This is a genomic window from Variovorax sp. E3, from assembly GCF_016082275.1.
In the GTDB taxonomy this organism is placed as follows: domain Bacteria; phylum Pseudomonadota; class Gammaproteobacteria; order Burkholderiales; family Burkholderiaceae_C; genus Variovorax.
Window position 1 is genome coordinate 17142 of the sequence record NZ_MOWM01000091.1, and the last position, 12161, is coordinate 29302.

Consider the following 12161-nt stretch of genomic DNA (forward strand, 5'->3'; position numbering starts at 1 on the left):
CCGGCACGCGCCGGTACGCGGCGCACGCCGATGTCGCTCAATAGCGGTACGGGTTGTTCGGCCGGCGGTCGTAGCGGTTGGGCACGCCGTCGCCGTCGTTGTCGCGGCGGCCATAGTGGCGGCGGTCGTCCCAGCGGCGGTCACGGTAGTAGCGGTCGCCCTGGTAGTGGCGCGGGCCGTGGTAGTAGCGCGGCGGGGGCGGCGGTGCGTAGTAGCGGCGCGGCGGCGGTGCCGGCACGACGTACACCTGTGCCTGAATGAAGCTGCCGCCGGACTGTGCCTGCGCCGGTGCCGTGAATGCGGCCAGCGACAACAAGGCCGCGGCGCCGAATGCCAAAGTAAGCTTTTTCATCTCTGATCCCCATTTATGTGTTCGAGCCCTCATCCTCGCGGCCTCTTGTGAAGTTCTTGTAAGGCTGGAGCGAAATCGGATGAAGAGCTGTAAGCCCATGCGCGTAGGACGCGGCACGGGCAAGACACAATTGTGAAGGGACTTTGCACCGCGGAGCGGGTCCGCGGGCAGGCCGTTGGTCGTATCGGCCGAACGCTCAGCCGCGCGGGGCGGGCAGCATGCGGCGCAGCGCTTCGAAGAACAGGTCCGACTGCTCGCGCTCGCCCTGGATCTGCGCCGCCACGTGCGCGGCCAGCTTGGCGTTGACCGGCACCAGCGGCCGGCCGGTCGACTGCGCGATCACCTGGTGCAGGCAGGCGCGCTCCAGGTAGTACAGGTCGTCGTAGGCGTGGGCGATGGTGCCGCCCGCCACGATCACGCCGTGGTTCGCGAGAAAGGCGACGTCCTTGCCGGCCATGGCGCGGGCGATGCGCTCGCCCTCGGCGTCGTCGAGCGCCAGGCCGTTGTATTCGGCGTCGATGGCGATGCGGTTCATGTAGCGCATCGCGTTCTGGCTCGCGGTCGGGTCGAGTGCGCGGTCGACCGTGATCGTGAGCGCCGTGGCGTAGGGCATGTGGCAGTGCAGCACCACGGCATGGCCGGTCAGGCGGTGCACCGCGCCGTGGATGAACAGGGCCGTGGGCTCCACGCGGTGACGGCCCGCGAGCACCTCGCCGTGCACGTCGATCAGCACGATGTCGTCGGGGCCGATCTCGCTCCAGTGCAGCCCGCGCGGGTTGATGAGGTAGCGGTCCTGCGCGCCCGGCAGCACCACGCTGAAATGGTTGCAGACGCCTTCGGACAGCCCGTGGTGGGCGGCCGCGCGCAGGGCCAGGGCGAGGTCTTCGCGCAGCTTGCGCACGGCGGGGCTGGCGTAGTCGGAATCGGCGGACATCGTGGGGGTCTCCTTCTTTTTTCTGGGGGCGGCAGCGGCGCGGATCAGGCGAGCGTCGTGCCCGTCCAGGCCGAGATGAATTTCTTCGCGTCCTCGCGCACGGCTGCAGCCTGCTTGCCGGGCTTGTAGAGCGCGGAGCCAATGCCGAAGCCGGCGGCGCCGGCGCGCCATTCGGCCATGTTCGCGGGCGTGATGCCGCCCACGGGCATCACCGGCGTGCCCGACGGCAGCACCGCCAGCAGCGCCTTCACCACAGCGGGCGAGGCCAGTTCGGCCGGGAACAGCTTGAGCCCGGTGGCGCCGGCCGCGAGCGCGGCAAAGGCCTCGGTCGGCGTCATGACGCCCGGCAGGCAGACCATGCCGAGCCGCGCGGCTTCGGCGATGACCTCGGGGTTGCAGTTGGGCGAGACGATCAGCTCGCCGCCGGCCGCCTGCACGTCGCGCACCTGCTGCGGCGCGAGCACCGTGCCGGCGCCGACCAGCGCCTGCGGAAAGCGCCGGCGCATCAGCGCGATGCTCTCCAGCGGTTGCGGCGAATTGAGCGGCACTTCGAGCAGCCGGAAGCCGGGCTCGACGATGGCGTCGCCCACATCGGCGGCTTCGGCGGGCGAGAGGCCGCGCAGGATCGCCACCAGGGGCAACTCGCGCATGGCGGCGCTGAACTTTTCGAGAGGAGTGGTCATGCGGGGTTTCTGTCGGTGTCCAGAAAGCCGGACAGCGCATGCAGTCCGGCCCAGGTGGCTTCGGCGCCCAGCGTGCGCGTGGCGACGCCGGTGGCGCGCAGCGCCAGCGTGTAGCGCTGGGTGAGGGCGGGCGAGCCGATCAGCACGACCTCGCCGACCGCCTGCAGCGACTGCGTGCGCAGTTCCTCGCCGATCAGCAGGCCCGAGAGGTAACTCGCCAGCTCCTGCTTCGGCATGCGCTCGAACAGCGCCAGCGTGCGCGTGCCGAAGGCGTTGTGCAGCAGGCCGTGGCCGTTTTCGGAGCGCGTCACGCCCTCGAGAAAAGAGGCTTCGTCGAGCGGCGCCGACGCGTCGAGCGTGCGCGCAAGAATCGAGTGCTGGCTCAGCAGCGCATAGAACTCGCCCGTCATGTAGGTGCGAAAGCCCGCGACGCGGCCCTTCTTGACGGTGGCCCACTTGTTGTGGGTGCCGGGCAGCACGAAGACGCCGTCGTCCAGCCCGGTGATCGACATGGCGCCGAAGATCTGCACCTCTTCGCCGCGCATCACGTCGGGCACCCCGGCGTGCTCGTCGCTCAGGCCCGGCACGATGGCAATGCGCGCACCGGGAATGGCGTCGATGTCGATGATCTTGCGGCCTACCTCGACGCGGCCCGCGGGGCAGGCGCAGTACGGCGCCTCGACCCAGCCCTGCTTGCTGCCGGCCATGCCGGAGATCAGGCAGCGCGTGCCTTCGGGGCGCATCCAGTCGCCGAACAGCGTGTCGAAGACGGCGGGAAAACCGCCTTCGGGCACGGTGAGAATGCCGCGCGCGTCGCTGCGTTCTTCCAGCACGCGTCCGCCTGCATCCAGCAGTGCGCCGCGCAGCGAGCTCGTGCCCCAGTCGATGGCTACCAGTCTTGTCATCTAGTGATTGTCGCGCGGCACGAAGGCCCCGCGGCGACCACGCAGGAAGGCCAGGTCGGCGCCCTGGTCGGCCTGCAGCACCGTGTCGACGTACAACTTCCAGTAACCGGAGTCGAGCGGTGCCTGGGGAGCGACCCACTTCTCGCGGCGCTTGGCCAGTTCTTCGTCGCTCACGTGCAGGTGCAGCTTGCGGTTGGGCACGTCGAGCTCGACGATGTCGCCGTCCTGCACCAGCGCCAGCGGGCCGCCGGCCGCGGCTTCGGGCGCCGTGTGCAGCACCACCGTGCCGTAGGCCGTGCCGCTCATGCGCGCGTCGCTGATGCGGACCATGTCGGTGATGCCCTTGCGCAGCACCTTCGGCGGCAGCGGCATGTTGCCGGCCTCGGCCATGCCGGGGTAGCCCTTGGGGCCGCAGTTCTTCAGCACCATGACGCAGTGCTCGTCGATGTCCAGGTTCTCGTCGTCGATGCGCTTGTGCAGGTCGTCGGCGCTTTCGAACACCACCGCGCGGCCCTTGTGCACCAGCAGCTCGGGCGTGGCCGCGCTGGGCTTGATGATGGCGCCGTTGGGTGCCAGGTTGCCGCGCAGCACGCAGATGCCGGCCTTGTCCTTGAAGGGCTCGGCCAGCGTGCGAATGACTTGCGGGCCGTAGTTCTCGGCGTCCTTCACGTTCTCCCAGAGGCTCTGGCCGGTGACGGTGAGGACGTCCTTGTGCAGGTGGTCGGCGATTTCCTTGATGACCACCGGCAGGCCGCCTGCATAGCAGAAGTCTTCCATCAGGTACTGGCCCGAGGGTTGCAGATTCACCAGGCAGGGCAGCTCGGCCGCCAAGCGGTCGAAGTCGTCGAGGGTGAGCTCGACGCCCATGCGGCCCGCGATGGCCAGCAGATGGATCACGAAGTTGGTCGAGCCGCCGATGGCCGCGTTGACCTTGATGGCGTTCTCGATGGCCTGGCGCGTGAGGATCTTCGACATGTTCATGTCTTCATGCACCATGCCGACGATGCGCGGCCCGCCTCGCGCGCCAGCACGTTGCGGCGGCCGTCCACGGCGGGGAAGGCCGCGTTGCCCGGCAGGCCGATGCCCAGCGACTCGACCATGCTGGCCATGGTGCTGGCCGTGCCCATCGTCATGCAATGGCCGTGGCTGCGGTGCATGCAGCTCTCGGCCTCGAAGAAGTCCTGCAGCTTGAGCGTGCCGGCGCGCACCTGCTCGCTCATCTGCCACACGCCGGTGCCCGAGCCCAGCTCCTGCCCGCGCCACTTGCCCGACAGCATCGGGCCGCCCGACACGCCGATGGTCGGCAGGTCGACGCTGGCCGCGCCCATCATCAGCGCGGGGGTGGTCTTGTCGCAGCCCATGAGCAGCACCACGCCGTCGAGCGGGTTGCCGCGGATGCTTTCCTCGACGTCCATGCTCGCGAGGTTGCGATACAGCATGGCGGTGGGGCGCAGCAGCGTTTCGCCGAGCGACATCACCGGGAACTCGAGCGGAAAGCCGCCGGCCTCGTATACGCCGATCTTCACCTGCTCGGCGAGCGTGCGGAAGTGCGAGTTGCAGGGCGTGAGTTCGCTGAAGGTGTTGCAGATGCCGATGACCGGGCGACCGTCGAACTGGTCGTGCGGCACGCCCTTGCCCTTCATCCAGCTGCGGTAGATGAAGCCGTCGCGGTCGTGGCGGCCGAACCATTGCTGGCTGCGAAGTTCACCGGCTTTTTTCTTGGGTGGAATGGTCATGGGTTGTGTCTCTTTGTCTTTGATTTGTAAGCCAAAAACCTCAGGGTTTGTCCTGCCGATCGGCCGTTTCAATCATCATATGATAAGCGCGAACGAGCTGCTGGAGCCTTAGTGTTTTCGAGCGGCGAGATAGCAAATTTCACATCGCACATGATCAAGAACATCCACGGTCGAACGCTGGAGCTGCTCGGTGAAGCCGTGGTGGCGGGGCGTTATGCCATTGGTGCTTCGATTCCCGCCGAGCCCATCCTCGGCGAGGAACTGGGTGTGAGCCGTACCGTGGTGCGCGAGGCCATCAAGTCGCTGGCCGCCAAGGGCCTGATCGTCACGGGCCCGAAGGTCGGCACGCGCGTGCTGCCCAAGGACAAGTGGAACTGGTTCGACCCCGACGTCATTACCTGGCAGGCACGCGCCGGCCTCACGCCCGAGTTCCTGCGCGACCTGCAGGACCTGCGCCGCGTGGTCGAGCCCGCGGCGGTGCGCCTCGCGGCCGAACGCGCCGGCCCCAAGGACATCGAGGAAATCGAGGCCGCCTACGCGGGCATGAAGGATGCCGTCGAGAACGGCGGCGATTACGTCACCTTCGACCTGCGCTTTCACAACGGCCTGCTCACCGCGGCGGGCAACCGCATGATTTCGCAGATGAGCAAGGTGCTCAATGCGCTGCTGCGCACCAGTTTCGAGATATCGACCACCAAGACCGACGGCCCCACGCTGTCGCTGCCGCTGCACCGCGCGGTGCTCGACGCGGTGATCGCGCACGACCCGGTGAAGGCCGAGCTCGCGATCATTCGCCTCATCGACGGCGCGCGCCAGGACATCGAGGACGTGCTCGGTTCCCGGCGTCGATTGCCACGCCTGAGCAGGCCACCGCCAAGGCTCAAGGCCAGCTAGCCGCGCCGTCCACGTCTTTCACGTCGCCTAGGCGTTTGTCCGCAGTTCGCACCCGGTTCTTTCACCCTACGCTCGCGCCCCGAGCAAATTCCACCCAAGAAGAGAAGGAGACAAAACCATGAAACTCGTCAAATCGCTCATTGCGCCGACGCTGGTCGCGCTGGGCCTGATCGCGTCAGGCAACGCCTTCGCGCAGGAAAAACTCACCGTCTGGTGGGTCAAGGGCTTCTACAAGGCGGAGGACGACGCGCTGTACGCCGCCATCAAGAAGTTCGAGGAAAAGCACAAGGACGTGAAGGTCGAGCTGTCGCAGTACCCGGTGCAGGACATGATCCCCAAGACCGTGTCCGCGCTCGACTCGGGCAGCCCGCCCGACGTGGCCTACGCCGACGTGTACGACTTCCAGGTCACCGGCAAGTGGGCCTTCGACGGCAAGCTCGAGGACATCGGCAGCGTGCTCACGCCCATGAAGGACCGCTTCGCGACGAACACGATCGAGACCACCTTCCTCTACAACGACCAGACGAAGAAGAAGGCCTACTACGCCTTCCCGATCAAGCAGCAGACGATGCACATCGAGTACTGGATCGACATGCTGGCCGAGGCCGGCTTCAAGGAGTCGGACATCCCGACGACCTGGAAGGAATACTGGCCCTTCTGGTGCGAGAAGGTGCAACCCGCGAGCCGCCAGAAGACCGGCAAGCGCACCTTCGGCATCGGCATGCCCATGGGCGTGGACTCGAGCGACGCGTTCTATTCGTTCCTGACCTTCATGGACGCCTACAACGTCAAGCTGGTCGACGACAACGGCAAGCTGCTGGTCGACGACCCCAAGGTGCGCACCGGCCTCATCGCGGCCATGACCGACTACACCAAGCCCTACCTCACGGGCTGCACGCCGCCTTCGTCCACCAGCTGGAAGGACCCGGACAACAACGTCGCCTTCCACAACAAGACGACCGTGATGACGCACAACGCGACCATCTCGCTGCCGGCCAAGTGGCTCGACGACTCGAACAACGCCACGCTCACGGCCGAGCAGCGTGAAGAGGCGCGCAAGAACTACACCGAGCGCATCCGCACGGCCGGTTTCCCGACCAAGCCCGACGGCACCAAGATGGTCTACCGCACCGCGGTGAAGACCGGCGTGGTGTTCAAGGACGCCAAGAACAAGGCGCGCGCCAAGGAGTTCGTGTCGTTCCTGCTGCAGGAGGAAAACCTCACGCCGTACGTCGAGGGTTCTCTGGGCCGCTGGTTCCCCGTGACCAAGGCGGGCAGGCCAGCCCGTTCTGGCAGGCCGACTCGCATCGCAAGTCGGTGTTCAACCAGTACGCCGCCGGCACCGTGACCTTCGAGTTCACCAAGAACTACCGCTTCACCGTGATCAACAACGAGAACGTCTGGGCCAAGGCCATGAGCCGCATCGTGACCGACAAGGTGCCGGTGGACAAGGCCGTGGACGAGATGATCGCCCGCATCAAGACGGTGGCGGCGCAGTAAGCGCGGCACGCTCGACGAACGCACCACAGCCGACGCCATGAGCTCGACCGTCACCGCTTCCGCTCCCGCCGCCGCGACCACCGCGGCACCCCTTGCCAACCTGGGCGCGCGCCACGCACGCTGGCAGTTCTGGGGCGCGGTGATGGTCGTGCCCTACCTGCTGGTTTTCCTGGTGTTCGTGCTCTACCCGGTGGGGTACGGGCTCTGGCTCGCGCGCCATCCGCAGAGCTACGTCAAGCTGGTCGAAGACCCGATCTTCTTCCGCTCCGTCATCAACACGGCCGTGTTCCTGATCGTGGCCATCAACGTCAAGATGCTGGTGGCGCTGGTGCTGTCGGGCTTCTTCGTTACCTCGCGCTGGTGGATCAAGATCGTCTCGGCGATCTTCATCCTGCCGTGGGCGATGCCGTCGATTCCCACCATCCTGTCGTTCCGCTTCATGCTCAACCCCGAGTGGGGCGTGATCAACACCACCATCTTCCGCCTCACGGGCGCCGACGGCCCCAACTGGCTCAACGACCCGACGCTGGCGCTGGGCTTCGCGATGCTGGTGCACGTGTGGAAGTCGCTGCCGTTCTGGACACTGATCCTGGTGGCCGGGCGGCTGGCCATTCCCACGGAGCAGTACGAGGCCGCATCGGTCGACGGCGCCACCTCGTGGCAGAAGTTCCGCTTCGTGAGCTGGCCCGCGCTCAAGACGCTGTACATCACCTCGCTCATCCTCTCGATGATCTGGACGCTGGGCGACTTCAACAGCGTGTACCTGCTGACCGGTGGCGGCCCCGCCGACCTGACGCACGTGCTGGCCACCTTGGGCATCCGCTACCTGCGGCTGGACCAGGTCGACCTGTCGATGGCATCCATCGTGGTGGCCATGCCGCTCGTGCTGCCGCTTGTTTACTTCATGATGAAGAGGCTCTCGAAATGAAACGCTGGACCCCCAAGGCCATAGCGACCGAGGCCAAGCTGTTGCTCATCGGCATCCCGGTGCTGCTGTGGACGCTGATTCCGGTCTATCACATGGCGTTGTTCGCCTTCTCGACCAAGGACTCGGCCACTTCCGGGCACCTGTGGCCGACCACGCCCACGCTGGCGAACTTCAGCACGGTGTTTCACCAGAAGCACTTCTACCTGGACCACTTCTGGCAGCAGCTGTGGAACTCGCTGGTCATCGCGCTGTCGGTGGGCGCGCTCACGCTGTTCGTGGCCACCACCGCGGCCTTCGCCATCAGCCGGCTGCGCGTGCGCGGCGGGCGCACGGTGATGAACCTGGCGCTGTTCACGTACTTCATTCCGGCAGCCTTCCTGGCGGTGCCCATGTACAAGACCATGGGCAACTACGGGCTGCTCAACAGCCAGTGGGCGCTCATCCTGGCCATGGTGACCATCGCCTCGCCGTACTGCATCTGGGTGCTCAAGCAGGCGTCGGACAAGCTGCCCTACGAGCTGGACGAAGCCGCGCGCATGGACGGTGCCTCGCCGCTGCAGCTGTTCCGTCTCGTGTACCTGCCGCTGATGGTGCCGTCGCTCGTGGCGGTGGGCACCTATTCGCTGCTGCTGGCCTGGAACGAGTACCTCTATGCGTTCCTGCTGCTGTCCAACGACAAGAGCGTGACGCTTGCCGTTGCGCTCGGCAACTTCCTCTCGGCCGATGATTCGCCGTGGGAACTGCTCATGGCCACCGGCCTCATCTACGCGTTGCCGCCCGCGGCGATCTACTACACCTTCAAGCGCTACATGGTGGGCGGGCTGACCGCCGGCGCCGTCAAGAGCTGACCGAACGAACGCATCCAGGGACAACAAGATGGCATCCGTATCCTTTCGCAATATCCAGAAATCCTTCGGCAAGGTCCAGATCATCAAGGGCCTGGGCTTCGACATCACCGACGGCGAGTTCGTGGTGCTGGTCGGGCCTTCGGGCTGCGGCAAGTCGACGCTGCTGCGCATGCTCGCGGGCCTGGAAGACATCAGCGGCGGCGAGATCATGATCGACGGCCGCGTGGTCAACGACCTCGAGTCGAAGGACCGCGACATCGCCATGGTGTTCCAGAGCTACGCGCTCTATCCGCACATGACGGTGGGCGAGAACATGGGCTTCAGCCTGCGCCTGCGCAGCGCCGAGAAGTCGGTGACCGACGAGCGCGTGTCGCGCGCCGCGAAGATCCTCAACCTCGACGCATTGCTGGGCCGCTACCCGCGCGAACTCTCGGGCGGCCAGCGCCAGCGCGTGGCCATGGGCCGCGCCATCGTGCGCGACCCGAAGGTGTTCCTGTTCGACGAGCCGCTGTCCAACCTCGACGCCAAGCTGCGCGTGGCCATGCGCGCCGAAATCAAGGCGCTGCACCAGCGCCTGAAGACCACCACCGTCTACGTGACGCACGACCAGATCGAGGCCATGACCATGGCCGACCGCATCGTGGTGATGCACGACGGCATCGTCGAGCAGATCGGCACGCCGCTCGACCTGTACGACCGCCCCGACAACCTGTTCGTGGCGCAGTTCATCGGCTCGCCGTCGATGAACGTGATCGAGGGCACGGTGCGCCGCGCGGGTGGCGAGTGCTGGGTCGAGGCGCAGGGCGCGCGCTGGCCGGTGCCGGCCCGCACCTCGGCGCCCGACGGCCAGTCGGTGCACTACGGCATCCGGCCCGGCGACATCACGCTGGGCGGCGGTTCGCAGGCCGTGGAGGCCAAGGTGATCGTGGTCGAGCCCACGGGCGCCGAGACCGAGCTGCTGGTGCAGGTCGGCGAAGCCAAGCTGGTGCTGGCCGTGCACGGCCGCGTCGACGCACGGCCCGACGAGCTCGTGCGCCTGGCGATCGATGTCGACAGCGTGCACCTGTTCGACCGGCAGACCGGCCGGCGCATGGGCTGACAGGCCGACGCGCCCGGGCCCTCGGGCTCAGGCGGTGCGCAGCCGCAGCAGCGCGCGCACGAAGCCGTGGTCGGAGCGCGAGCGGTCGCGCCCTTCGTGCAGGTGGTCGTTGAAGTAGTCGACCCGCCGCACGTCGCCCAGGCTGTGGCGGCTGCTCGCCACGAACTCTTCGCTCACCAGGATCTGGTCGAGCACGTCCGGAAAGCCCTGATGGATGTGCGAATAGGCCACGTCCTTCTTCAGCGCCGACTCGCCCTGCATCTCGTAGGCGTGAACAGCGCCACGTCGCGCGCGCCTTGTCGTAGGCCACTTCCGATGTGGCCGCCACCAGCTGCGTGGTGACGCTGTGCGGGTTGTCGTTGAAGTCGCCCATCACCACCAGCGGCGTGTTCGTGCCCTGCAGCAGGTCGATGACGATGCAGCGCAGGGCCGCGGCTTCCGCGCCGCGCATCAGCAGCGAGCGCAATGAAGCCATCACGCGACCTTGCGGTCGTCGCGGTCCTCGAGGTGGTTGCCCTGCGCGTCCTGCAGGAACTTGGGGCGCTTGGACTTCAGGTGCACCGTGAGCACATGCACCTGCTGGCCGTGCTTCATGCGCACCGTGGCCAGCAGGGGGGGCCGCTCGAAGCGCGTGTGCGCGCCCAGGCCGGGCACCTCGACGCCGAAGCCCGGCGGAAAGTCGACGAAGGAGCGGATGTCGTCCACCTTCAGCCGCGTGGCGATGCCCACGCGCGGCGTGCCTTGTGCGCCCGTGTGCGGCGGCGTGTTTTCCGCGCCGGGCACCGACACGAAGTCGTAGCGCAGGCCGCTGCGCGCGATGCAGGCCTTGAGCGCCGCTTCGTCCCACACCTCCTGCACGGCCAGCACGTCGGCGTTGAGCGCGTGAAAGCGCTCGCCGGTCCAGTCGATCTTTCGCTCGTACTCGTGCTCGGTGTAGGCGTCCTGGTTCTCGTAGTACACGCGGTTCGGGTTCGCGAGGTTCAGGAGGTTGCAGGTGGCTACGAAGAGGGTGGCGTAGTTGGGTGGGATGTAGGTCATGGCGACACGATTGTGTCCCGAGCTACGATTGCCGGCCACGCCGCCCTGTACCAGGCCGTGCGCAACGCAATAAAAAACGAACCAGGGAGCCGCCGCGAGCGGAAACAACAATGAAGCGTCATCACGCCCCGTCACGCCGCATTCTTCTGTCGATCGCGCTGGCGGGCACCCTGGCCATCGCCGCCTGCGGCTCCGGCCCCAGTACGCCGCCGCCCCTGCCCGTCGTCACCCGCATCATGGTGATCCCCGTGGCGCCGATCGCCAAGCTGCACACCGAGAACAAGGGTGTCCCCCTCGGGGTCCTGTGGCAGTCGATTGCCGATCGCGTGAAGGGTTCGGACTTCAACGAGCGCATGGAGTCCGTGCGCAAGGACATGGGGCCGAAGTTCACGGCGGCGCTGGTGCGGCAGCTGAACGCGCAGGGCTACCAGGCGCAGGTGCTCGAAGGCGTGGCGCGGCCGCCGGCTTCGCCCGACAGCATCGACCTGGCGAAGCTGCAGACCTCGCTGCCCGTGCTGCATGTCTACTTCAACGAGGTCGGCATGCTGTCGGCGCGCTTCTCCAACGACTACGTGCCGCGCGTCAACATCAGCGGCTATCTGATGAGCGCCAAGGACGGCGACACCGTCTGGACGGACACCATCTACTACGGCGCCGATGCCGGCGGCGACACCCCCACCAGCGTGCCCGGCAATCCCGCCTATCGCTGGGCGAGCTCGGCGACATGGTGGGGCAGCCGCAGGCCGTGGCGCAGAGCTACGACGACGCGGTCGACGCGTTGGCGCTGCGCATCGCGAAGAACATCCGGGCGAGCACGGCAGCGCCACGCTGAGCGGGCGCCCATGAAAAAGGGCACCGAAGTGCCCTTGTTCATTGGCCGGTACTAGGACCGTCAGCGTGGATCAGCGACCGAACGAACGGCCACCACCACCGCCACCCGAGCGGCCACCGCCGCCGCCGTAACCACCACCGCCACCACCCGAACGGCCACCGCCGCCCGAGCGGTTGCCGCCGTAGCCGCCACCACCGCCGCCGCCACCCGGGCGACCGCGGCCACGGCCGCCACCCATGTGGTCGACGCTGGTGCGCAACGGATCCGGCTGGCCCGCGCCGCCGCCGACCGCTTCAGCGCGCAGGTGCGCGACCTGGTTGGCTTGCGTCGGGCTGTGGCTGTTGCCGTGATGGCGCGGTTGGCGCTCGTCGTGCGGCTGATGGGCCTGCTGGTGCTGATGCGGTGCATGGTG

At 67.1% G+C, this 12161-nt stretch carries 9 protein-coding genes and 4 pseudogenes; 6 read left to right on the forward strand and 7 right to left on the reverse strand.

Features of this window, described 5'->3' with window-relative positions:
* Positions 1–37 precede the first annotated feature (37 nt).
* The 5 genes and pseudogenes from BMG07_RS25910 to BMG07_RS25930 all read right to left on the reverse strand — a co-directional run bounded on the left by BMG07_RS25910 (position 38) and on the right by BMG07_RS25930 (position 4610).
* Positions 38–352, reverse strand: coding sequence for a hypothetical protein (locus tag BMG07_RS25910; RefSeq protein WP_198086949.1), 315 nt, complete (start codon positions 350–352; stop codon positions 38–40).
* A gap of 196 nt (positions 353–548) precedes the next feature.
* Entirely contained in the window at positions 549–1331 is a 783-nt protein-coding gene (locus tag BMG07_RS25915) for an aldolase (RefSeq protein ID WP_374221318.1), read from the reverse strand.
* On the reverse strand, positions 1331–1969 hold the full coding sequence (locus BMG07_RS25920; RefSeq protein ID WP_198086951.1) for a 2-dehydro-3-deoxy-6-phosphogalactonate aldolase: 639 nt from the start codon (positions 1967–1969) through the stop codon (positions 1331–1333). The genes BMG07_RS25915 and BMG07_RS25920 overlap by 1 nt, the downstream gene beginning before the upstream one ends.
* A complete protein-coding gene (locus BMG07_RS25925; RefSeq protein ID WP_198086952.1) occupies positions 1966–2874 on the reverse strand; it encodes a 2-dehydro-3-deoxygalactonokinase in 909 nt (302 codons plus the stop codon). The genes BMG07_RS25920 and BMG07_RS25925 overlap by 4 nt, the downstream gene beginning before the upstream one ends.
* Positions 2875–4610 (reverse strand): annotated as a pseudogene (locus tag BMG07_RS25930) (IlvD/Edd family dehydratase). It abuts the gene before it with no gap.
* Between the two features lie 150 nt (positions 4611–4760).
* Here BMG07_RS25930 and BMG07_RS25935 point away from each other — a divergent pair.
* The 5 genes and pseudogenes from BMG07_RS25935 (at position 4761) to BMG07_RS25955 (ending at position 9879) form a co-directional block, all read left to right on the forward strand.
* Positions 4761–5504: a FadR/GntR family transcriptional regulator gene (locus BMG07_RS25935; RefSeq protein ID WP_198086953.1), complete on the forward strand. Its 744-nt coding sequence runs from the start codon at positions 4761–4763 to the stop codon at positions 5502–5504.
* Positions 5505–5622: 118 nt separating this feature from the next.
* Positions 5623–7004 (forward strand): annotated as a pseudogene (locus BMG07_RS25940) (ABC transporter substrate-binding protein).
* A gap of 37 nt (positions 7005–7041) precedes the next feature.
* Complete coding sequence (locus BMG07_RS25945) at positions 7042–7932, forward strand: carbohydrate ABC transporter permease (protein WP_198086954.1); 891 nt, start codon at positions 7042–7044, stop codon at positions 7930–7932.
* On the forward strand, positions 7929–8780 hold the full coding sequence (locus tag BMG07_RS25950; RefSeq protein ID WP_198086955.1) for a carbohydrate ABC transporter permease: 852 nt from the start codon (positions 7929–7931) through the stop codon (positions 8778–8780). The genes BMG07_RS25945 and BMG07_RS25950 overlap by 4 nt, the downstream gene beginning before the upstream one ends.
* Before the next feature lie 28 nt (positions 8781–8808).
* On the forward strand, positions 8809–9879 hold the full coding sequence (locus tag BMG07_RS25955; RefSeq protein ID WP_198086956.1) for an ABC transporter ATP-binding protein: 1071 nt from the start codon (positions 8809–8811) through the stop codon (positions 9877–9879).
* A 27-nt stretch (positions 9880–9906) separates the two neighbouring features.
* Here BMG07_RS25955 and BMG07_RS45035 read toward each other — a convergent pair.
* A pseudogene (locus tag BMG07_RS45035) lies at positions 9907–10917 on the reverse strand (endonuclease/exonuclease/phosphatase family protein).
* Between the two features lie 110 nt (positions 10918–11027).
* On the opposite strand from BMG07_RS45035, the gene BMG07_RS25965 reads away from it, so the two are divergent.
* Positions 11028–11804, forward strand: coding sequence for a hypothetical protein (locus BMG07_RS25965; protein ID WP_269759386.1), 777 nt, complete (start codon positions 11028–11030; stop codon positions 11802–11804).
* 15 nt (positions 11805–11819) lie between these two features.
* On the opposite strand, the pseudogene BMG07_RS25970 reads toward BMG07_RS25965, so the two are convergent.
* Positions 11820–12161 (reverse strand): annotated as a pseudogene (locus tag BMG07_RS25970) (RNA helicase); the annotation flags it as partial.